Annotated in this window: 19 protein-coding genes; 15 read left to right on the forward strand and 4 right to left on the reverse strand. The window is 56.2% G+C overall.

Annotation, left to right across the window (positions count from 1 at the left end):
- The first annotated feature begins 8 nt into the window (after window positions 1–8).
- From pabC to putP, 4 genes are all read left to right on the forward strand, one after another.
- Entirely contained in the window at window positions 9–827 is an 819-nt protein-coding gene (gene pabC, locus VJ956_RS04520) for an aminodeoxychorismate lyase (protein WP_324082095.1), read from the forward strand.
- A 5-nt stretch (window positions 828–832) separates the two neighbouring features.
- Window positions 833–1,909, forward strand: a complete 1,077-nt coding sequence (gene mltG, locus VJ956_RS04525) for an endolytic transglycosylase MltG (protein WP_324082098.1) — start codon at window positions 833–835, stop codon at window positions 1,907–1,909.
- Window positions 1,906–2,535, forward strand: a complete 630-nt coding sequence (gene tmk / locus VJ956_RS04530; RefSeq protein WP_324082099.1) for a dTMP kinase — start codon at window positions 1,906–1,908, stop codon at window positions 2,533–2,535. The genes mltG and tmk overlap by 4 nt, the downstream gene beginning before the upstream one ends.
- A gap of 479 nt (window positions 2,536–3,014) precedes the next feature.
- Complete coding sequence (gene putP / locus VJ956_RS04535; protein ID WP_324082100.1) at window positions 3,015–4,505, forward strand: sodium/proline symporter PutP; 1,491 nt, start codon at window positions 3,015–3,017, stop codon at window positions 4,503–4,505.
- Window positions 4,506–4,648: 143 nt separating this feature from the next.
- Here putP and VJ956_RS04540 read toward each other — a convergent pair whose 3' ends face one another.
- Window positions 4,649–7,243 carry a bifunctional aconitate hydratase 2/2-methylisocitrate dehydratase gene (locus tag VJ956_RS04540; RefSeq protein ID WP_324082101.1) on the reverse strand — a complete coding sequence of 865 codons (2,595 nt, stop codon included), beginning with the start codon at window positions 7,241–7,243 and terminating at the stop codon, window positions 4,649–4,651.
- Between the two features lie 194 nt (window positions 7,244–7,437).
- Here VJ956_RS04540 and VJ956_RS04545 point away from each other — a divergent pair, with 194 nt between their 5' ends.
- The gene (locus VJ956_RS04545; protein WP_324082103.1) at window positions 7,438–8,043 is read left to right on the forward strand and encodes a tRNA-(ms[2]io[6]A)-hydroxylase; all 606 of its coding nucleotides are present in this window, start codon (window positions 7,438–7,440) and stop codon (window positions 8,041–8,043) included.
- A gap of 146 nt (window positions 8,044–8,189) precedes the next feature.
- On the opposite strand, the gene VJ956_RS04550 is transcribed toward VJ956_RS04545, so the two are convergent.
- Entirely contained in the window at window positions 8,190–9,071 is an 882-nt protein-coding gene (locus tag VJ956_RS04550; RefSeq protein ID WP_324082105.1) for a LysR family transcriptional regulator, read from the reverse strand.
- Between the two features lie 132 nt (window positions 9,072–9,203).
- Here VJ956_RS04550 and VJ956_RS04555 point away from each other — a divergent pair, with 132 nt between their 5' ends.
- The 8 genes from VJ956_RS04555 to VJ956_RS04590 all read left to right on the forward strand — a co-directional run bounded on the left by VJ956_RS04555 (window position 9,204) and on the right by VJ956_RS04590 (window position 16,828).
- Window positions 9,204–9,974: a ferredoxin--NADP reductase gene (locus tag VJ956_RS04555; protein ID WP_324082107.1), complete on the forward strand. Its 771-nt coding sequence runs from the start codon at window positions 9,204–9,206 to the stop codon at window positions 9,972–9,974.
- A 90-nt stretch (window positions 9,975–10,064) separates the two neighbouring features.
- Window positions 10,065–10,391: a DMT family transporter gene (locus VJ956_RS04560; RefSeq protein ID WP_324082109.1), complete on the forward strand. Its 327-nt coding sequence runs from the start codon at window positions 10,065–10,067 to the stop codon at window positions 10,389–10,391.
- 13 nt (window positions 10,392–10,404) lie between these two features.
- On the forward strand, window positions 10,405–11,508 hold the full coding sequence (locus tag VJ956_RS04565; RefSeq protein WP_324082111.1) for a hypothetical protein: 1,104 nt from the start codon (window positions 10,405–10,407) through the stop codon (window positions 11,506–11,508).
- Window positions 11,495–12,325: a hypothetical protein gene (locus VJ956_RS04570; RefSeq protein WP_324082113.1), complete on the forward strand. Its 831-nt coding sequence runs from the start codon at window positions 11,495–11,497 to the stop codon at window positions 12,323–12,325. Before VJ956_RS04565 ends, VJ956_RS04570 begins: the two co-directional genes overlap by 14 nt.
- Window positions 12,326–12,625: 300 nt before the next feature.
- Entirely contained in the window at window positions 12,626–13,651 is a 1,026-nt protein-coding gene (locus VJ956_RS04575; protein ID WP_324082117.1) for an amino acid ABC transporter substrate-binding protein, read from the forward strand.
- Window positions 13,652–13,746: 95 nt separating this feature from the next.
- Window positions 13,747–14,934 carry an amino acid ABC transporter permease gene (locus VJ956_RS04580; RefSeq protein WP_324082118.1) on the forward strand — a complete coding sequence of 396 codons (1,188 nt, stop codon included), beginning with the start codon at window positions 13,747–13,749 and terminating at the stop codon, window positions 14,932–14,934.
- Window positions 14,934–16,019: an amino acid ABC transporter permease gene (locus VJ956_RS04585; RefSeq protein ID WP_324082120.1), complete on the forward strand. Its 1,086-nt coding sequence runs from the start codon at window positions 14,934–14,936 to the stop codon at window positions 16,017–16,019. The genes VJ956_RS04580 and VJ956_RS04585 overlap by 1 nt, the downstream gene beginning before the upstream one ends.
- 98 nt (window positions 16,020–16,117) lie before the next feature.
- Entirely contained in the window at window positions 16,118–16,828 is a 711-nt protein-coding gene (locus VJ956_RS04590) for an amino acid ABC transporter ATP-binding protein (protein ID WP_324082187.1), read from the forward strand.
- 54 nt (window positions 16,829–16,882) lie between these two features.
- Here VJ956_RS04590 and VJ956_RS04595 read toward each other — a convergent pair whose 3' ends face one another.
- Both VJ956_RS04595 and VJ956_RS04600 read right to left on the reverse strand, forming a co-directional pair.
- Window positions 16,883–17,608 carry a UDP-2,3-diacylglucosamine diphosphatase gene (locus tag VJ956_RS04595; RefSeq protein ID WP_324082122.1) on the reverse strand — a complete coding sequence of 242 codons (726 nt, stop codon included), beginning with the start codon at window positions 17,606–17,608 and terminating at the stop codon, window positions 16,883–16,885.
- Window positions 17,605–18,114 (reverse strand): peptidylprolyl isomerase, encoded by a 510-nt coding sequence (locus VJ956_RS04600; protein ID WP_324082124.1) that lies wholly within the window; start codon window positions 18,112–18,114, stop codon window positions 17,605–17,607. Before VJ956_RS04600 ends, VJ956_RS04595 begins: the two co-directional genes overlap by 4 nt.
- Before the next feature lie 133 nt (window positions 18,115–18,247).
- On the opposite strand from VJ956_RS04600, the gene VJ956_RS04605 reads away from it, so the two are divergent.
- Window positions 18,248–19,924, forward strand: a complete 1,677-nt coding sequence (locus VJ956_RS04605; protein ID WP_324082126.1) for a glutamine--tRNA ligase/YqeY domain fusion protein — start codon at window positions 18,248–18,250, stop codon at window positions 19,922–19,924.
- Window positions 19,925–20,096: 172 nt separating this feature from the next.
- Window positions 20,097–21,479 carry a cysteine--tRNA ligase gene (gene cysS / locus VJ956_RS04610; protein WP_324082128.1) on the forward strand — a complete coding sequence of 461 codons (1,383 nt, stop codon included), beginning with the start codon at window positions 20,097–20,099 and terminating at the stop codon, window positions 21,477–21,479.
- Window positions 21,480–21,495: the final 16 nt, after the last annotated feature.

A 21,495-nucleotide genomic window follows, 5' to 3' on the forward strand; every position in this document is an offset into this window, starting at 1 on the left:
CTGCCGCCGTGCTGAAAGTCCTTTATGCGGATCGGGAAGGTGTGCCTGCCACCGATCGTGGCCTGGCCTATGGCGACGGGCTGTTTGAAACCATCCGGATGTGTGGACCCAAGGCTGTGCTCCGCCGTTACCACCTGAATCGAATGGTGTCTGATGCGGAGCGCATTGGCATCAAGGTTGGCTACGCGGAACTTGACCAGGAGCTGACCCGGGCGACTTCCCGGCTGATGCCGGCAGGCAGGACTGATGCCTGGATCCTGAAGATGATTCTGACCCGTGGCAGCGGTGGACGTGGCTATCGCCCGCCCGGCTCGGCGCAGCAACACCTGGTTTTTGCTGCTGCCGCGATGCCTCCGATGCCCGAGCCGACTGGTGTGGTGGTGCGGCGCTCCCGCTTTCCATTAACGGTCAATCCCCGGCTTGCAGGCATCAAAACCCTGAATCGCCTGGAACAGGTTATGGCCAGTAGCGAGTTCACCGGTGAGGAGTGGGAGCTGATTATGTCCGATACCACCGGCGATCTGGTGGAAGGCACGCGTACCAACCTGCTGGCCCGGGTGGGTGATGAATGGCTAACGCCTCCGGTCAGTTCGATTGCCGTTGCCGGAGTCATGCGTCAATACGTCCTCGAGTGCCTGCAGAAGGTCGGTGAAAGGGTGGTAGAGCAGACCCTGCCCACCGCGATAGATTCTTTGCCCGGATTTCGCGGCCTGTACCTGCTGAACAGCGTTTTTGGCATCGTAGCTGTGCGCTCATTCGATGCCCACGATTTGCCAGTTGACGACGCACTTGCGACAATCTGTGACCCTATCGAAACCTTGGAATAAATCGCTTGTTCAAGAAGTTACTTGTCATTATCGCTTCGTTTGCCGTGCTGGTCGGTTCCGCTCTGGGGATCTGGCTCTGGCAGGGGCTGCAGACCCTTGAGCAGCCGGTTTCCCTGGAGGAGCCTGTGCTGTTCGTTGTGCCAGCCGGGGCAGGGTATGACCAGGTTGCGCGTTCGCTGGAGCAGACCGGATATATCGAGGACAGTCTCTGGATGCGCATTCACGGGCGGCTGAACCCGGAGCAGATGCGCCTTAAGGCTGGAGAGTACGAATTTACGGATGGTATGTCACACCTCCAGATGATTCAGCAGATGGCATCCGGCGACACCAAGCAATGGCAGATCCAGTTTATTGAAGGCTGGACATTCAGTGACATGCGGCGTGCGATCGCTGACAACCAGCGGCTGGAAAAGGTCGTTACCGCAGACTGGACGGATGCCGACATCATGGCCGCTGTGGGGGCAGAAGGCATGCACCCTGAAGGTCGTTTTTTCCCCGATACCTACCTTTACACCAGCCTCGAAACGGACCTGGATCTTTACCGGCGCGCCTTCTCGAGAATGCAGCGGGTGCTTGCGCAAGAATGGGAGAACCGATCAGAAGACCTGCCCTATGACAGCCCCTACCAGGCACTTATCATGGCTTCGATTGTCGAGCGGGAAACCGGTGCGCCCCATGAGCGCGACGAAGTGGCGGGGGTATTCGTCAGGCGACTGAACAAGGGCATGAGACTTCAGACTGATCCCACCGTTATCTATGGCATGGGCGATAAGTATAAAGGCCGCATTACGCGCCAGGATCTGCGCGCTTACACGGATTACAACACCTACAGAATCAACGGATTGCCGCCGACACCCATAGCCTTGCCGGGCCGCGAGGCTATCCATGCCTCCCTGCATCCGGCAGCGGGCGACACCCTCTACTTTGTCGCAAGGGGAGATGGCACTCACAAGTTTTCAAGGACTCTGGACGAGCATCAGCAAGCGGTTCGTGAGTTCCAGTTGAACCGGCGCCCGGATTACCGTTCATCGGTCGCGGTTCCAGAGCCCGACAGTGAACCCGGCGAGCAGGATAAACCATGAGTGCACGGGGCCAGTTCATTACCTTTGAGGGCACTGAGGGCGTTGGTAAATCCACCCAGTTGCGAAATGCCGCGATGGTGCTGCGGGAAGCGGGCGTGGAAGTCATTGTAACCCGTGAGCCCGGCGGAACTCCGATGGCCGAAGCAATCCGCGAGCTTCTGCTGGCGCCCAGAACAGAACCAGTGAACGACATTACTGAACTGTTGCTGATGTTTGCCGCAAGGGCCCAGCACCTGCACTCGCTCATTCTCCCCGAGCTGACTGCCGGGCGCTGGATACTCTGTGATCGTTTCACGGATGCAACCTTTGCCTATCAGGGCGGCGGCCGTGGTGTCCCGGCGCAGACCATTCAGACGCTGGAAACCCTGGTACAGGGGCATGTACGTCCGGATCACGTGGTTCTGCTGGATGCGCCGGTAGCGACCGGAATGGCAAGAGCAAGGCACCGGGGCGGGCTGGATCGCTTCGAGCAGGAGGCCTTGGCTTTTTTCGAGCGTGTCCGGCAGATCTACCTTGAGCGGGCCGCTGAGATGCCCGCGCGCTATCACATTGTAGATGCATCGCGAACCGAAGAGCAGGTCAGCGAAAGTGTATCAGAACTGCTCAAAACTCTGGTCGGGCGTTGACGTGCCAACAGGACTGTCTCCGCGCCCGGGGTTTGCAAAAAATCTCCGGTTTGTTGCCGGCCAAACTGGCTGCCGCAAAAATTAAATTCGTGAAATACCTGAAAAATGACGATGTTGCACTATCCTTCAGGTAATCCGATACAACGAGGCCTGATCCGTAGGTCCGGAATACCTGCTACGCTTCAGGTCATAATGAACATAGCGAACAAGACAAACGGCAGTGGGAGGCAACGCGTTTTGTTGTCTCCGGGTATGGAACACGATTAAAGCACTCAAGGCGCTGGGAATGCCGTCAAATAACACTGGAAAAGTAAGGAGGTAAATACTGAGCAGTGGGGCTGAATTTAGTGAGGTCCGAAACCTGGTGCAGGAGTCGGAAAAAGAGTCAAGAAAAACAAAGAGTGCGACCGCCGGCCATGGCGCGGTGAGCGTACCAACAGGTCGGAATCGATTCCGGCCCATAGTACTGGAGGAATTTCATGGCTATTGGTGTTTGGATTAGTCTTATTGGTTACTTTGCGCTCATGATCGCCATCGGTGTTTATGCCATGCGCACATCGACGTCGTCATCTGAAGACTATATGTTGGGTGGTCGATCTCTCAGTCCAAAAGTAGCAGCTCTGTCGGCTGGTGCTTCGGACATGAGTGGCTGGTTGCTGCTGGGCCTGCCCGGGGCAATGTTTGTATCTGGCCTGGGTTCGGCCTGGATCGGTATTGGCCTCCTGGTCGGTGCGTTCTTCAACTGGACGCTGGTCGCACCACGTCTTCGTGAACAGACCGTTCATTATGGCAACGCCATTACCATTCCGTCCTTCCTTGCGAACCGGTTCCCGACCCAGGCGCTGTCTCTGCGCACGGTGTCAGCTATCGTTATCGTGATTTTTTTCGCGGTTTACACCGCATCCGGCCTGGTTGCTGGCGGCAAGCTTTTTGAAAGCGCCTTTGCCGGTATCTTCAATTTTGGTGGCCTGAGTGACTATGCAGCAGGTATTTCCATTACTCTGGGCGTGGTTCTGATCTACACCGTTGTAGGTGGCTTCCTGGCTGTGAGCATGACGGACTTTGTCCAGGGCTGCATAATGATGCTGGCACTGGTCATCATGCCGGCGGTTGTTCTCTTTGGCGAAGGTGGTGGCGGTTACGCTCAGGCGTCACAGACCCTGAATGAAGTTGATCCCACCCTGTTGTCCTGGACGGAGGGACTGACCTTTATCGGCTGGTTGTCTGCGGTTACCTGGGGCCTGGGTTATTTCGGTCAGCCCCATATCATCGTACGATTCATGGCGATTCGTACTCTGAAAGATGTGCCTATTGCCCGTAACATCGGCATGAGCTGGATGCTGATCTCCCTGATTGGTGCTGTTTCTCTGGGCATCTTTGGCCGCGCTTACGCGGTCCGCAACGGTATGGATGTCGCGGATCCGGAAACCATCTTTATCGTTCTGTCTAACCTGCTGTTCCATCCGCTGATCACCGGTTTCCTCTACGCTGCGCTGCTTGCCGCTGTGATGAGTACCATTTCCAGTCAGCTGCTGGTGTCGTCTTCCTCACTGACCGAAGATTTCTACCGTCTGTTCCTGCGTAAGGACGCAACTGACAAGGAATGTGTGACCGTAGGCCGGGTCTGCGTAGTGTTGGTTGGCATTGTTGCAGTAATCATTGCCTCTGATCCGGACTCGCAGGTTCTGGCTCTGGTCAGTAACGCCTGGGCAGGCTTTGGTTCGGCATTCGGCCCGCTGATTATCCTGTCGCTGATGTGGCCGCGCACCAACGGCGCTGGTGCTATCGCAGGTATGGTTGTTGGTGCTGCCACAGTCATAATCTGGATTTCACTGGGCTGGAATGGTTCGTTCATGGGTGGCCCGGGAGTTTACGAGATCATTCCCGGCTTCATTCTTGCCTTCATTGCGATTGTGCTGGTAAGCAACGTGACTGCCGACGCTGGTGAGTATCAGCATATCACCCGGTAAACAGGAGCAGGAACACTGCTCTGATGAGTGACAGGGGCTCCTTCGGGAGCCCCTTTTTTTGTGCGCCCGGCACGGCCCCGGGGCAACAAAAAAGCCAGCCCTCGGGCTGGCTTTTCATTCAGGTGAACGCAGAAGGTCTGTTCTTAAGCAACGCTCGCTTCAGACGCCTTGCTGGTGTAGTTCTCCATCTGGTCGAAGTTGAGATACTTGTAGATCTCTTTCGACATGCTGTTCAGGTCCTTGGCGTACTCCATGTATTCCTCGGCGGAGGGGAGTTTGCCCAGTACCGCACCAACGGCCGCCAGCTCCGCTGAGGTCAGGTACACGTTGGCACCGTCGCCCAGACGGTTGGGGAAGTTACGGGTGGACGTGGACAGCACGGTGCTCTTGGCGGCAACACGGGCCTGGTTACCCATGCACAGGGAGCAGCCCGGCATTTCGGTGCGTACACCGGCTGTACCGTAGATGTTGAAGTAACCTTCTTCCATCAACTGGGCCTGGTCCATCTTGGTGGGCGGTGACATCCACAGCCGGGTCTTCAGCGGCTCCTTGTTCTGTGCCAGCAGCTTGCCAGCGGCACGGAAATGACCGATGTTGGTCATGCAGGATCCGATGAATACTTCGTCTACCTTGTCGCCAGCGACTTCAGACAGGGTGCGGGCATCGTCGGGGTCGTTCGGGCAGCAGACGATCGGCTCCTTGATTTCGGCGAGATCGATTTCCACCACGTGGGCATACTCGGCGTCTTTGTCGGCACGCATCAGCTTGGGATCAGCAATCCACTCTTCCATCTGCTGGGCGCGGCGCTCCAGAGTGCGCGGGTCGCCGTAACCTTCGGCAATCATCCAGCGCAGCATGGTGATGTTGGAACGCAGGTATTCAGCCACGGATTCTTCGGACAGGTTGATGGTACAGCCGGCTGCGGAACGCTCTGCGGAAGCATCAGACAGTTCGAACGCCTGCTCAACGGTGAGATGTTCGAGGCCTTCGATTTCCAGGATGCGACCCGAGAATTCGTTGATCTTGCCTTTCTTTTCAACGGTCAGCAGGCCCTGCTTGATGCCATACAGCGGGATAGCATGCACCAGGTCACGCAGGGTAATGCCTGGCTGCATTTCGCCCTTGAAGCGGACCAGGACAGATTCCGGCATATCCAGCGGCATAACACCGGTGGCAGCGGCAAAGGCCACCAGGCCGGAGCCGGCCGGGAACGAAATGCCCATGGGGAAGCGGGTGTGGGAGTCGCCACCGGTGCCGACGGTGTCGGGCAGCAGCATACGGTTCAGCCAGGAATGGATGATGCCATCGCCGGGGCGCAGGGAAACACCACCACGAGTGCGGATAAAGTCCGGCATGGTGTGCTGCATTTCCACGTCCACCGGCTTCGGGTAAGCGGCGGTGTGGCAGAATGACTGCATGACCAGGTCCGCCTGGAAGCCCAGACACGCCAGGTCTTTCAGTTCGTCACGGGTCATCGGACCGGTGGTGTCCTGGGAGCCAACGGTAGTCATGTGCGGCTCGCAGTAGGTACCGGGACGAACACCCTGGCCTTCTTCCAGGCCACAGGCCTTGCCGACCATCTTCTGACCCAGGGTAAAGCCTCTGGTACCTTCTTCCGGATCATTCGGCAACCGGAACAGGTCGGTTGCGCCCATGCCCAGTGCGGCGCGGGCCTTGGCGGTAAGACCACGGCCAATGATCAGCGGGATGCGGCCGCCGGCCTGCACTTCGTCGAGGATGACGTCGGATTTGAAATCGAATTCGGAGATGGTCTCTCCGGCTTCGTTGAGGATCTTGCCATCATAAGGGCGGACTTCAATCACGTCGCCCATGTTCATATTGTCAACTGGCGCCTCGAAGACCAGGGCGCCGGCGTCTTCCATGGTGTTGAAGAAAATCGGGGCAACCTTGTTACCGATACAGATGCCACCAGCACGCTTGTTGGGCACGCCGGGAACATCCTCGCCGAAGAACCACAGTACCGAGTTGGTGGCAGATTTACGGGAAGAGCCGGTGCCGACAACGTCACCGACAAAAGCGACCGGCAGGCCTCTGGATTTGATTTCGTCAATCTGGCTCATGGGGCCGGTTACGCCGGGCTCGTCCGGCTTCAGGCCATCACGCTCCATTTTGTAGGCCGCACGGGCGTGCAGCGGGATATCGGGGCGGGACCAGGCATCCGGTGCCGGAGACAGATCGTCGGTGTTGGTTTCACCGGTAACCTTGAACACCACCATAGTGGTGCTTTCGGGAACCTTTTTCCGGTTGGTGAACCACTCGGCGTTGGCCCAGGATTCAATGACGGATTTGGCGACCGTGTTGCCGGCATCCATTTTTTCCTTGACATCATTGAAGGCGTCAAACATCAGCAGTGTGTGCTTGAGTTCCTCGCCGGCCAGTTCCGCCAGTTCACTGTCGTCCAGAAGGTCAACCAGAGTGGCGATATTATAGCCACCCTGCATCATGCCCAGCAGCTGCACGGCCTTGTTCTTGTCGATCAGCGGGGAGGTCGCTTCACCTTTGACAATGGCAGACAGGAAGGCAGCTTTCACATAGGCGGCTTCGTCAACACCCGGCGGGATGCGGTTTTCCAGCAGATAGACCAGCGTGTCCTTTTCATCAGCCGGCGGGTTTTTCAGGAGATCGACCAGTGCGGCGGTCTGCTCGGCATTCAGAGGCTTCGGGGGGATGCCCAGAGCCTCGCGTTCTGCAACGTGTTCACGGTAGGCTTCTAACACGATATGGACCCTCGTCAGTTGGAAAGGTTCGCGCCCTCGGCATTGTTGCCTGGCGGGAAGTCTTATGGTGGAAAAGGCGTTAAGTTGGCGCTGTATACTATAGGAAACCCCACCTAAAGTTAAGCTGGACAGAAGTCGAAGGGCCGCCAGATCGTGTACACTGTCGCACCTGCATTATCGACCTGTTGTGAGCCATGACCGACGCACTGACTGCCATCCACGATTTTCTGCCCTGCCGAACTCCCCGGCGCTGGATTGAAAATGCCCTGGCCAATCAGGATCTGATGCTGATTGATCATGCCCATTGCGAGAAAAAGGCAGCCTCTACCGCGCTCAGCCTGATGTATCGCTACGTCGACAATCCTGACCTGCTGAACCGGATGTCGCGCCTGGCCCGTGAAGAGTTGCGCCATTTCGAACAGGTGCTGGCGATCATGAAAGAACGGGGTGTCACTTACGGCCATCTGGCGCCTGCCCGTTATGCGGCGGGTCTGCGTAAAGCGGTGAGGGCAGAGGACCCCGGCAGGCTGGTGGATATGTTGATTGTCGGAGCTGTGATCGAGGCCCGATCCTGTGAGCGCTTCGCCGCCCTGGCGCCACACCTTGACAACAAACTGGCGGATTTCTACCGCGGACTACTCAAATCCGAGGCACGGCATTATCGCGATTACCTGAAGCTGGCAGAACAGGCAAACGATGGCCCGGTGGACGAGCGGGTGGGGGTATTCCTGGAAATCGAACAGCGGTTGATCATCGAACCCGATACCGAGTTCCGCTTTCATAGTGGGCCGCTGCCCTGACCACTGAAAAAGGCGAAAGAAGATTTGCCACGGAAAACACGGAAGACACGGAAAATAGAACAATAAAAAGATTTTTTTTGTCCGTGCAATTCCGGGTTTTCCGTGGCTCATCAAAGTGTATCTGCCTGCCAGCTTCATGGCAGCGATTACAGCTCCCGGCAGAGCTCCATCCATCGGTCAATGCCCGCGCTTCGGTATTTCTGCCGGTGGAGAATGAAGTAGAACTGGCGGTCGAACTGCCGATGCTGAGGTACCGCCAGCGGCACCAGTGATCCCCGTCGGAATGCGTCCGCGAGGCACACCTGTGACAGGCAGCCGATGCCCAGGTTGGCTTCCACGGCTCGCTTGATTGCCTCTGTATGTTCCAGTTCAAGCAGGATGTCCAGGTCTGGCAGCAGGCCGTGCATGCCCCTCTCAAAGGTCTGGCGTGTCCCTGACCCCGGCTCTCTCATAACCCATGTGGCCGAGCGCAGATCTCTGTCGGTCAGCATTTTTCGTTGGGCAAAGGGGTGATCTGGCGAGCAGAACGCCACCAGTTCATCGCCTCGCCACGGGATGACCTCCAGCTCAGAAGACTGTAATTCCCCCTCAATCAGGCCGATATCCAGCTCAAAGTCACTGACCCGCTGGGCGATGGTGCGGGTGTTGGCCACCTCCAGGGACACCTTCGGGTGAGTAGGGGTATTCATGTATTGGGCCATAACGCCCACGGCCAGATAGTTACCGATAGTGAGAGTGGCACCGACTTTCAGGGCTCCGACTTCACTGTGCTGGCTGAAAGCCTGCTCCAGCTCGCGGGACTGGGCCAGAAGGGCCTCCGCTTTGGGCCGGTACAGACGCCCCAGCTCATTAAGCTGGAGCCGCTTTCCGACCCGGTCAAAAAGCTGGATGTCGAACTGGGTTTCCAGCTCTTTCAGGGCGCTGCTGGCGGCGGATTGGGACATGGCCAGATACTCGGCGGCTTTGGTGATGTTCTGGTAGTGAGCCGCGGCCAGAAATACTTCAAGCTGGCGAAAACTGAACTTCATAATCGGTATTTCCGAATAAGGTTATGAAAATATCCCATTTTGTCGATAGGTTACTCCCGGGTTATTATTACTTCAATCGAATTTCAATATACTTGTCGCAACACATTTTGCAGAAACCATACGGACAGCATCATGAGCAACCTCAATAAAGAGCGTGTAACAAGTGTTCGACACTGGAACGACACCCTCTTCAGTTTCACCACGACCCGGGATCCCGGGTTCCGTTTCAAGAACGGTCATTTCACCATGATCGGCCTGGAGACTGACGGCAAGCCCCTGATGCGCGCCTACAGCATCGCCAGCCCGAATTATGAGGACGAACTCGAGTTCTTCTCGATCAAGGTTCAGGACGGTCCTTTGACCTCCCGACTGCAGAAAATCGAAGTGGGCGATGAAATCATGGTCAGCCGCAAGCCGACCGGTACCCTTATTGCGGACAATCTGCTGCCGGGCAGGAACCTGTGGATGATCAGCACCGGTACCGGTCTGGCGCCATTTATCAGCATCATAAAGGACCCCGAGATTTACGAGACTTTTGATAATGTGATTTTGACCCACGGGGTGAGATACCGGTCAGAACTGGCGTACCAGACTGAAATTGAGGAACTGCCCAACAACGAATTTTTTGGTGAAATGGTTGAAGGCAAGCTCAAGTATTACCCGACGGTGACCCGTGAAGAATTCCATACCACCGGTCGCCTGACCGATGCCATGAAAAACGGCAAGCTGACCAGCGATCTGGGTCTGCCGGAATTCAGCCTCGAGGATGACCGTTTCATGGTGTGCGGCAGTCCTGCCATGTTGAAGGACACCTGTGCAATACTTGACAGCATGGGCTTTCAGGAAGCGCGTCAGGGCCATCAGGGACACTATGTGATTGAACGGGCGTTTGTGGAGAAGTAAAGTTCACAGGAACTGCTGTCCGCCATCCCCGAAACCCCGGAGCATTCACTCCGGGGTTTTTTTGTTCCCGGTGTCAGAAGAGGTTTGATCATGATTCACTGGGCCTATCTGGCCATCGCCATCCTTGCCGAGGTTCTTGGTACCTCTTTTCTCAAACAGGCGGAGGGCTTCACCCGCCTCTGGCCTTCGGTAACCGTTATCGTATCCTATATAGTTGCGTTCTATTTCCTGTCGCTTACTCTTAGAACTCTGCCGATAGGCATTGCTTATGCGGTCTGGGCGGGCGCCGGAGTGGCGCTGATTGCCCTTGTCGGGTTTGTATTTTTAGGCCAGGAGCTGGACGGGCCGGCGTTGATCGGGATCGGACTTATTGTGGCGGGTGTTGCTGTCATCAACCTCTTTTCATCAGCGGTCTGACCGGAGGAGAGCTTTGAAGAAAGCGTTCTGGATGTTCCTGTTGGCTCTGCTGGTGGCTGGTCTGGTGAGCTACCAGTCAGCGCCGGTGCCGGTGGATCACAAGCTGATTTCGATTCGGGCCCAGGAAAAATTGCCGGGCTTCAGTGGGCTGAAGCACGAACCTGTCGAGCTTCAGGCTGCATTGATTGATCTCGGAGATGATCCCCTGGTTCTTCTGAAGGCCGAGGCAGCCCTGATGGTCTATCCGGAGATGGCCCGCTCCATATTTCCCCTGTATGCCTCCGAACCTGAGTTCCGGCGCGTTCTCCGGCGCCATGGAGAGCATGCTCTGCCACCGATCTATTATTTTCTGCACAATCCTGTCAGCACTGTGGAGTGGATGAACACCGCCTGGCTGCAGTATGAGAGGGCCCTCAAGTATTTTAACGGGCTCCGTGGCCACCCGACCGAGCCGCAACTTCCGCAGCCGGGGGCGGATTCGCTGTCGCCTGCCGAGCGGGGCTGGTACGCGGTAAATTTTATCGACCGTGAGGGTGCCGACTTTCTGGGGCAGTTTCAGGTGACTCCGGGGGGAGAGACCCAGTGGATTCAGACCGAGCGAATCACCGAAGGGCTGAGCCAGTTTTTTACCGGCGGAATTCGTCAGCTTGAATCAGGCTACCGGATGTATGGCGAGGTAACCGCGAGTGATATTGGCTGGGCTTCGGTGGATGTTCTGGTGTTTGCCAGTGCGGTCAAAATTTTACGGGCAGGGCGTGCTGCCGCAAAAACTGCCCGGGGTGCCCAGGTTTCTACCCGTTCGGCGGCACTTGCGGCAAGGGTGTCCGGCAGTGCGCGTTTACTGCTTGGCAGTGCCCGTTACGCCAAATGGCCGGCCGTGATTGGCATGGGTTATCTGGTGATCACCCACCCGAGTGTTATCAATGATTTTTTTGCCTCCGCTGCGGAGGTGCTGGGGTTTCCGCCCCTGGCCGTGCAGGTGGCCGGCTGGACACTGTTACTGGTTCCCGCATTCTACGTCCTCAGCTGGCTGCTGGTGCCTCTGACGGGGCTGCTGCGAGGGCTGACGGGGTTCGTTATCTGGCTGAGAGGTTCGCGCCGACATGCAGCGCTCTGAGCCCGCCCTCCTGCTAATACTGATGCTGGTTCTGGCCGGGTGCTCGGAAAGTTCCAGCCAGGGTCCTCGTGACTTCGGACCGGCGGGGGCGGCACTTGATCAGGCGTCACTCGACTGGATTGCCGATCAGGTTTTCCGTAACGAATGCGCAGGGCGGGAAGCGTGTCTGGTGCACTGGAACGAGGGCGAAGCATTTCCGTCTCTCGGTATCGGTCACTTCATCTGGTATCCAGGGAAGAGCGATGGACCTTTCGTCGAGAGTTTTCCGGCGATGATCGACTACCTGTCTGATCAGGGTGCGGTGCTGCCGGAATGGCTCGCCGGACTGCATCCATTCAATGCCCCCTGGGCAGACCGGGAGTCGTTTCTTACAGCCGCTGATACCGGCGCTGTACAGGAATTGCGACACTTCCTTTATACCACCAGGGGCCTCCAGGCCGGATTTCTGGTACAGCGGGCAAGGGCAGCACTGGGCCGTGTCATTGCAGCTGCCCCGGAGCCGGACAGGGAAGCACTTTCACGCAGGCTGGAAGCCCTTGTCAGTACCCCCGGTGGTATCTATGCGGTGATCGACTATGTCAATTTCAAAGGTGAAGGACTCGCCGTTACCGAGCGCTACAATGGCCAGGGCTGGGGGTTGCTGCAGGTGCTTCAGGCCATGGCTGACGGCACCGGTAAACCTGCACTGGTGGCGTTTCGTGAGTCGGCCGCACAGGTGCTTGCGCGGCGTGCTGACAATGCCGACAGGCCCATTGAAAAAGAGCGCTGGCTGCCGGGATGGCTTAATCGCCTGGATAGTTATCGCGAACCCGGATAACAGAGCCCTGTTCCCTGAGGGAAACAGGGTCAGCGCAAGCAAGTGCAAAGAAAAGTTCCAGAAAACTGGTTGATTCGACTTTCGGCTTCTACTTTCTAATAAGACGTTTTCGGCGACTCGTGAGCTACAGACCAGTGCGCACCGAATTAAGGCATTCGGCGCTCCATTTTGTGGCCTGGAAGTGTCGCTGAATGCGGCTCAGAAAGAAAAGAAATTAAAAAACAATAAGTTAAATCGTTGGCTCATAATTTGCTGATTGATTCGATGTTTCTCAAACTCATGGATTTCGGAGACAAGATAATGAACAACACCAAGTCAATTGCCGTCGGTGCAGCGCTGCTGTGCGGCGTCCTTGCAGCGCCATTTACCAGCGCAGCCACTACCCTTGAAAGCGTTAAAGAAAAGGGACATTTGCAGTGTGGCGTTACCAGTGGTCTGCCGGGCTTCTCCCAGCCGGATGACAAGGGCAACTGGACCGGCATAGACGTCGATACCTGCCGCGCCGTTGCTGCTGCTATCTTCGGTGACGCACAAGCGGTTGAGTTCACTCCGTTGACCGCAAAGGAGCGTTTCACCGCACTGCAGTCCGGTGAGATCGACATGCTGTCCCGGAACACCACCTGGACACTGACCCGCGATGCATCTCTGGGTCTTAACTTTGCCGGCGTTAACTACTATGACGGTCAGGGTTTCCTGATCAACAAGGGTATCGGCGTGGATGACGCCACTCAGCTGGACGGTGCAACTGTCTGCATACAGTCTGGTACGACCACCGAACTGAACCTGTCCGACTACTTCCGTGCCAAAGGCATGGAGTACAAGCCGATTGTATTTGATACATCTGAGCAAACCGTTCAGGGCTTCTCGGCAGGTCGTTGCGACGTTCTGACTTCAGATCGCTCACAACTGGCGGCTCTGCGATCAAAGCTGTCCAACCCGGACTCAGCCAAGATTCTGCCCAATACCATTTCCAAGGAGCCCCTTGGGCCGGTTGTCCGTCAGGGCGACGACCAGTGGTTCAATATTGTCAAATGGGTGTTGTCAGTGCAGATCAACGCTGAAGAAATGGGCGTGACCAGCGCCAATGCAGACGAAATGCTGAAATCTGACAACCCGGGCATCGCACGCCTGCTGGGTACCGATGGTGACATGGGCGCCAAGCTTGGTCTGCCGGATGACTTTGGCTACCAGGCAATCAAACTGGTCGGTAACTATGGTGAAATGTACGACCGTAACGTTGGTCCGGACACCCCGCTGGGGCTGGATCGCGGCGTTAACGCACTGTGGACCGATGGCGGCGTTCTTTATGCGCCACCCGTTCGCTAAGACCTGAAAGCGTGCAGTGGCCGGTTCGGCCCAGCCGGGCCGGCCGTTGTTTTCTGTGATTTGTTTCTTCGCGGTCAAGCTTTCAGGGAACATGCATGAACAAACAGAAGATAGATTCAAGACCTGCGAGTCCTAAACCCTGGTACGACCCGAGGATTCGCGCGATCTTCTTCCAGACAGTCGTCATCGCCCTTGTTTTCTGGGGTGGCTGGACACTGGTCGACAACACGCTTTCTAACATGGAAAGCCGTGGTATCAGCACCGGCTTCGGATTCCTTGATGAAACAGCCGGGTTCGGCATCATCATGTCAATGGTGCCTTATGATGCCACCATGACTTATGGACGGACCTTCTGGGTTGGTCTTACCAATACATTATTGGTTTCTGCGATGGGTATCGTTACCGCAACGATCATCGGCTTTATTCTCGGTGTAGCACGACTGTCCAGCAACTGGCTTGTTGCAAAGGTGGCACTGGTTTACGTCGAGATCATCCGGAACATCCCGTTGCTTCTGCAGATTTTCTTCTGGTATTTCGCCGTTTTGAGCAGCTTGCCCTCACCACGGCAGAGCATTGATGTGGGCGGGGCCCTGTTCCTGAACAACCGGGGGCTTTATGTGCCCGAGCCGCTGACTCAGGACGGTTTTGGCCTGGTCTGGGGCGCACTCATCTCTGCGATTGTCGGTGTCGTTGTATTGAAAAAGTGGGCCAAGAAACGTCAGTTGGCCACCGGTCAGATTTTTCCTGTTTTTAAAGTCAGTGTCGCCGTTCTGGTGGTGTTGCCGATACTGGCTTATGTTGTGGCCGGGGGCCCACTGGAGTGGGACTTGCCTGCGCTCAAAGGCTTTAACTTTGGTGGCGGGATTTCCATCATTCCCGAGTTGGCCGCTCTGTGGATTGCTCTGTCGCTCTATACGGCAAGCTTCATTGCCGAGATAGTCCGCTCGGGTATCGTCTCGGTCAGCAAGGGCCAGACTGAGGCAGCCAAGGCATTGGGCCTGCCTAACGGCTTGACCCTGCGACTGGTTGTTATTCCCCAGGCCATGCGAGTGATTATTCCTCCGCTGACCAGCCAATACCTCAACCTTGCCAAGAACTCCTCGCTCGCGACCGCGATTGGTTATCCGGATCTTGTCGCCGTATTTATGGGCACAACCCTCAACCAGACCGGTCAGGCAGTGGAAGTGGTGGCAATTACCATGGCGGTGTATCTCACCATCAGTCTGTCAATCTCCCTGTTGATGAATATCTATAACCGGGCTGTAGCGATTAAGGAGCGATGATGGCTGAGTCAATGATGAGACCACCCAAAATAAGCATCGGGCCGGTCGCCTGGATGCGTCAGCATCTGTTTTCGAGCTGGTATAACAGTCTGCTCACGCTGGTTGTTGGCTATCTGGTTGTGACCAGCGTCGGGCCCTTGTTCAGCTGGTTATTCTTTGATGCCAGTTTTCGTGGCACCGAACCCAGTCAGTGTGATGGTGGAGGTGCCTGTTGGCTGTTCATTAATGAGCGGCTGAATTTCTTCATCTACGGGTTCTACCCGGACGAGTTGCAATGGCGCGTGAACCTTATATTCTTGCTGCTCGCTGTTGCCTTTGTTCCGCAATTCATCGAGCGCTTTCCTGCGCGCAAGTGGTTCGGCATCTTTGGTCTGACCGGCCTGCCGCTCATTGGCTATTTCCTGATTCCTGGCGGAACCTTTGGCCTGGAAGTGGTGGAAAGTACCAAGTGGGGCGGCCTGATGCTGACTCTCATTCTTGCCTATATCGGGATACTCGCGTCCCTGCCGATTGGCATCGTGCTTGCGCTTGGCCGACGGTCCGAAATGCCCATTGTCCGTGGTCTCTGTGTCGTGTTCATCGAGGTATGGCGGGCGGTTCCGTTGATTACGGTACTTTTTATGGCGTCGGTTATGCTGCCGCTGTTTCTCCCGGACGGAATGAATTTCGAGAAACTGTCGCGTGCACTGATTGGCATCACGCTCTGGCAGTCTGCCTATATGGCAGAGGTTATCCGGGGTGGCCTGCAGGCCATTCCGAGAGGGCAGTACGAAGCAGCTGATGCGCTGGGATTGGGCTACTGGAAGAAAACCGGTCTGATCATCCTGCCGCAGGCGCTGAAAATGGTTATTCCTGGCATCGTTAACACCTTTATTTCGCTGTTCAAGGATACAACCCTGGTGCTGATCATTGGCCTGTTCGACATCCTTGGCACGGTGCAGTCAACGGTAACGGACCCTGCCTGGCAAAACGTTGCTATCGAGGGCTATGTCTTCGTCGCCTTCTGCTTCTGGGTTTTCTGCTTTGGCATCTCCCGCTATAGCCAGAATCTTGAACGTAAACTAGACACCGGTCACAAGACCTGATGGGTAACACTATGACAGACCAGACCCAAGACACTGATTCGCAAGAGCCGGTTCCCAGCCAGACCGCCAACCAGCCTGACATCATCCGGGTGGAGGGGATGCATAAGTGGTACGGCGAATTTCACGTATTGAAGGACCTGAACCTGAACGTGCGTCAGGGTGAGCGGATTGTCATCTGTGGGCCCTCGGGGTCGGGCAAATCCACGTTCATTCGCTGTATCAATCGTCTGGAAGAGCATCAGCAGGGCAAGATTATTGTTGATGACATCGAGCTTACGGACGACGTTCGCCATATCGACACGGTTCGCCGTGAAGTTGGAATGGTGTTCCAGCACTTCAATCTGTTCCCGCATCTGACAGTGCTTGAAAATTGCTGTCTTTCGCCAATCTGGGTTCGTAAAACGCCGAGAAAGGAAGCCGAGGCAGATGCCATGGAATACCTGAAGCGCGTCAAGATTCCTGACCAGGCGAACAAGTATCCCGGTCAGTTATCGGGCGGCCAGCAGCAGCGTGTCGCGATTGCCCGTGCACTGTGCATGAAGCCAAAGATCATGCTGTTCGACGAGCCAACGTCGGCCCTCGACCCGGAAATGATCAAGGAAGTGCTTGATGTCATGATCGAGTTGGCAGGTAGCGGTATGACCATGATTTGCGTAACTCACGAAATGGGCTTTGCGAAAACCGTGGCAGACCGTGTGATCTTTATGGATGGTGGTGAAATTGTGGAAGAGGCTCCGCCTCACGAGTTCTTTACCAATCCTCAGGAGCCCAGAACCCAGTCCTTCCTGCAGCAGATACTGGCTCACTGATCAGCCAGGACAGAAGCAGGCGAGTGTTAAAAAGCCGGACAGCACCGGCTTTTTTTATAGCGGATACTTTTTCAGAATCGGCTTCTGATCCGGCTCTGCTTCCAGCCACCAGACATTCTCGTGCCAGTCCCCCAGCACGATGCGCCTGGCCGGTGCTCCGTTTGCCATCAGATCGTGTTCCGCCGGGCGGTGGGTGTGGCCATGAATCATGTTCTGGACTCCATGGGCCTCAAGTTCACGCACCACTTCCTCCGGCGTCACATCCATAATGGACTCTTCCTTGCCCTGATTCTTTGCCATGCTGATTTCCCGCAGCTGGCGCGCCATCTGCTTGCGGTCTTCCAGCGGTCGCTGAAGCATCATCTGCTGCCACTGGGGGTTGCGCATATTGGCGCGGAACTTCTGATATTCCACATCGGCGGTACAGAGGCTGTCGCCGTGCATCAGCAGGTAAGAGGTGCCATAAATCTCAACCACCGAGGGGTCGTCCAGCAGCACAGCGCCGGCCCGGTTGCAGTAGTCTTCGCCAATCAGGAAGTCGCGGTTGCCGTGCATGAAATAAATCGCCGTGCCACTGGCTTTCACTTCGCTCAATGCTGCGGCCACCGTTTCCTGCAAGGGCGTATGCTCGTCGTCTCCGATCCAGGCCTCAAAAAAATCACCGAGAATATAGAGGGCATCTATTCCCATGGCCCTGGCTTTTACAAAGTCCAGAAAGGCCCCGGTGATATCCGGTCGGGATTCTTCCAGGTGCAGGTCGGAAATAAACAGCGTGGTCACGCGGGCTCTCCATCCCCGGAAACTTCAGCGCTGATGATAACCACATCTTCAGCAGGCACGTCCTGATGTTCGTCCCGCATGATGGTGGGGACTGAGCGGATGGCGTTCACTGTGTCCGTGCTATCCACCACTTTTCCGAACACGCAGTAACCCCAGCCTTCAGCATTTTCGGCGGTATGGTCCAGGAAGCCGTTGTTCTCCACGTTGATGAAAAACTGGGCGGTGGCGGAATGTGGGTCCATGGTGCGGGCCATGGCAACGGTGCCCTTCATATTGCTGAGGCCATTGTTGGCTTCGTTGCGAATGGCTTCGCGGGTTTTTTTCGGTCTCATGCCTGGCTCAAAACCCCCACCCTGAATCATGAAATTGCCGATAACGCGGTGAAAAATCAGCCCGTCGTAAAAACCGTCGCGAACGTACTGTTCGAAATTTCTGGCGGTTTCCGGGGCTTTGTCGTAATCCAGTTCGATATTGATATCACCGTGCGAGGTTTTCAGCAGAATCATCTGGGCTTCCTGTCAATTTAAGGGATAGCGGTTTGACTTTATTGTACGCAAGAGTTTGCGGCTATGCATGAGCTGCAGCTGCATTTATGCGTATAATACGCGGTTTCAGAGACAACCCGACAATTGAGACTGTATGAGCGCTGAGTCCAAGAAAGCCCATAATTTTATCCAGAGCCTGATTGCCGATGCTGTTGCCAGAGGCGAGCACACAGGTCAGGTGGTGACCCGGTTTCCTCCGGAGCCTAACGGTTACCTGCACATCGGCCACGCCAAGTCGATCTGCCTGAACTTCGGCATTGCCGAAACCTTTAATGGCGTGTGCACCCTGCGGTTTGACGATACCAATCCGGAAAAGGAATCCCAGGAATATATCGACGCCATCAAAAAGGACGTCCATTGGCTGGGCTTTGAGTGGGCCGGTGAGGTGCGATATGCCTCCGATTATTTCGACAGTATTCACGACTTTGCCGTCGAACTGATCGAAAAGGGCAAGGCCTATGTGTGCGCGCTATCGGCAGACCAGATGGCCGAGTATCGCGGCACGCTGAAAGAACCGGGGCAGAACAGCCCGTACCGGGATCGGCCCGTGGAAGAAAACCTTCAGCTTTTCGCAGACATGCGTGACGGCAAGTATCACAATGGTGAGCTGGTACTGCGAGCAAAAATCGACATGGCGTCTCCGAACATCAATTTGCGGGACCCGATTCTGTACCGGATTCGCTACGCCGATCACCACCAGACCGGTGACAAGTGGTGCATCTACCCGATGTACGACTTCACCCACCCTATCTCCGATGCCATGGAAGGGATTACCCATTCCCTGTGCACCCTGGAATTTGAGGATCATCGCCCGCTCTACGACTGGGTGCTGGAAAACATATCCGCACCCTGCCAGCCACGGCAGATTGAGTTCGCCCGGTTGAACCTGAATTACACCATTACCAGCAAACGGAAACTGAAACGACTGGTGGATGAGGGTTTTGTAGACGGCTGGGACGACCCTCGTATGCCCACCATCTCGGGCATGCGCCGTCGTGGCTATACCCCGGAATCGCTCCGGACTTTTTGTGACATGATCGGTGTGAACAAGGCGGGTGGCACCGTCGATATGGGCATGCTGGAGCACGCCATCCGCGAGGATCTGAACATCCGCGCACCCCGCGCCATGTGTGTGATGCGCCCGCTGAAAGTGACGCTGACCAACTACCCGGCAGACCGGACCGAGACCCTGGTACTGCCGGTCCATCCCCAGAACCCGGATATGGGTGAGCGGGAAGTCACCTGGAGCCAGACCCTGTATATCGACCATGAAGACTTTGCGGTGGACCCGCCCCGGAAATGGAAACGCCTGGCTCCGGATCAGGCGGTGCGGCTGCGTGGTGGCTATGTGATGACCTGTCGCGAGGTTATTCGTGACGACCGCGGCGAGATCGTCGAGCTCAAGTGTGAGTATGATCCCGCCACTCTGGGGGTGAACCCCGAAGGCTACAAACCCAACGGTGTCCTGCACTGGGTGTCGGCATCGGACAGCGTTGCCACTGATATCAATCAGTATGACCGCCTGTTCAACAACGAGTCCCCGGATGGTGATAAAGACACGGATTTCGTCGAGTCGATCAATCCGCAATCGCTGGTGGTCCTCAAGGGCGCAAGAGTGGAAAAAAGCCTCGCCACTCCGAACACGGATTTGCCCTATCAGTTCGAGCGCGAGGGCTATTTTTTCTGTGATCAGGAACTGAGCCGTGCCGCCGGTCGGCCGGTGTTCAATCGCACGGTGACCCTGCGTGACTCCTGGGGCAAGGGCAAATAAAGTCAGGCAGCGGTGCAGGGTCCGGGCGGGCAGGGCCTTCCGGGACACGCCGTAGATACATCCCTGTAGGCTCGGAAAAAACATCCCTGTTTTTTACGTTCCCGGAAGACCCTGCCCGCCCGGCCCGTCATACTCCGGTGATACATTCATTTGATCTTTGAACGAGCGTAATGTGATTAAAATTTACAACACCCTCAGTCAGGAAAAGGAAGAATTCAAACCCATAGAGCCGGGAAAGGTTCGCATGTATGTGTGTGGGATGACGGTCTACGACTATTGTCATCTTGGCCACGCCAGGGTGCTGGTGGCTTTTGACGTGATCACGGGTTACCTGCGCCATCAGGGGTTTGACGTTCAATACATTCGGAACATCACCGATATTGATGACAAGATTTTGCGCAGAGCCGAGGAGAACGGAGAAGTTTATACCGATCTGACGGATCGGATGATCACGGCCATGCACGAGGACGAGGGTAAGTTGGGTGTCAGGGCGCCAACGGAAGAGCCGCGTGCGACAGCTTATATAGACGAAATGCTGGCAATGATCCAGAAGCTGGTGACTGCCGGGTATGCCTATGCGGCTGATAACGGTGATGTGTACTTCTCGGTGGACTCCTATCCCGATTACGGCAAGCTCAGCAAGAAAAAGCTCGAAGACCTTGTCGCCGGTGCCCGGGTGGATGTTCAGGAAGCCAAACGCAGCCCGGCGGATTTCGTGCTCTGGAAGGCCGCCAAGCCAGGCGAGGTGAGCTGGCCATCGCCCTGGGGAGACGGCCGGCCGGGCTGGCATATTGAATGCTCGGCGATGTCGAATTCCTGCCTGGGTGAGACCTTCGATATCCATGGGGGCGGACCGGATCTGCTGTTCCCTCATCATGAGAATGAAATTGCCCAGTCCGAGTGCGCTAACGGCTGTACCTTCGCGAATCTGTGGATGCATGCTGGCGCCATCCGCGTGAACAAGGAAAAAATGTCCAAGTCCCTGGGCAATTTCTTCACCATTCGCGAGATCTTCGAAGACTACTCGCCGGAGGTGGTTCGATATTTTCTGGTGTCCAGCCATTACCGCAGTCAGGTCGATTATTCAGAAGAGAATCTGGCGGAAGCAGGGCGCGTGCTCAACCGGCTTTACCAGGCATTGCGTGGGCTGGTTCCGGCCAAAGATGTGCCCGAGTCAGCCCATGACCGGGAATTTGCTGATGCCATGGATGATGATTTCAACACCGCAGGTGCTATGGCGGTTCTGCACAGTGCCGCCAACGAGATCAATCAGCACAGGCGCGACGGGAATGACGTGGCCGCCGCAGAAAAGGCTGCGGTTCTGGTCCGACTCGGCGGCGTTCTCGGGCTGCTTCAGCAGGACCCGGAAGCATACTTCCAGGCAGGGCTTGCCGGAGAGTTGAGTGCAGAGCACATTGAGGCGATGATCCAGGCCAGAACCGACGCCCGCAAGAACAGGGATTTCGCCGAAGCAGATCGTATCCGCGATGAACTTCTGGAAAAAGGTGTGATTCTGGACGATAGCCGGGAAGGAACCAGTTGGCGTCGCGGCTGAATGTTATGGTCGCAGC

The sequence above is a fragment of the Marinobacter sp. genome, assembly GCF_035268745.1.
Taxonomy (GTDB): domain Bacteria; phylum Pseudomonadota; class Gammaproteobacteria; order Pseudomonadales; family Oleiphilaceae; genus Marinobacter.

Coding starts and splice junctions, on each gene's coding strand:
- VJ956_RS04570 (WP_324082113.1), top strand. CDS start 11,495: ATGCAGCGCTCTGAGCCCGCCCTCCTGCTAATACTGATGCTGGTTCTG.
- VJ956_RS04550 (WP_324082105.1), bottom strand. CDS start 9,071: ATGAAGTTCAGTTTTCGCCAGCTTGAAGTATTTCTGGCCGCGGCTCAC.
- VJ956_RS04560 (WP_324082109.1), top strand. CDS start 10,065: ATGATTCACTGGGCCTATCTGGCCATCGCCATCCTTGCCGAGGTTCTT.
- tmk (WP_324082099.1), top strand. CDS start 1,906: ATGAGTGCACGGGGCCAGTTCATTACCTTTGAGGGCACTGAGGGCGTT.
- VJ956_RS04585 (WP_324082120.1), top strand. CDS start 14,934: ATGGCTGAGTCAATGATGAGACCACCCAAAATAAGCATCGGGCCGGTC.
- VJ956_RS04575 (WP_324082117.1), top strand. CDS start 12,626: ATGAACAACACCAAGTCAATTGCCGTCGGTGCAGCGCTGCTGTGCGGC.
- VJ956_RS04600 (WP_324082124.1), bottom strand. CDS start 18,114: ATGATTCTGCTGAAAACCTCGCACGGTGATATCAATATCGAACTGGAT.
- VJ956_RS04555 (WP_324082107.1), top strand. CDS start 9,204: ATGAGCAACCTCAATAAAGAGCGTGTAACAAGTGTTCGACACTGGAAC.
- VJ956_RS04545 (WP_324082103.1), top strand. CDS start 7,438: ATGACCGACGCACTGACTGCCATCCACGATTTTCTGCCCTGCCGAACT.
- VJ956_RS04605 (WP_324082126.1), top strand. CDS start 18,248: ATGAGCGCTGAGTCCAAGAAAGCCCATAATTTTATCCAGAGCCTGATT.
- VJ956_RS04580 (WP_324082118.1), top strand. CDS start 13,747: ATGAACAAACAGAAGATAGATTCAAGACCTGCGAGTCCTAAACCCTGG.
- putP (WP_324082100.1), top strand. CDS start 3,015: ATGGCTATTGGTGTTTGGATTAGTCTTATTGGTTACTTTGCGCTCATG.
- VJ956_RS04590 (WP_324082187.1), top strand. CDS start 16,118: ATGCATAAGTGGTACGGCGAATTTCACGTATTGAAGGACCTGAACCTG.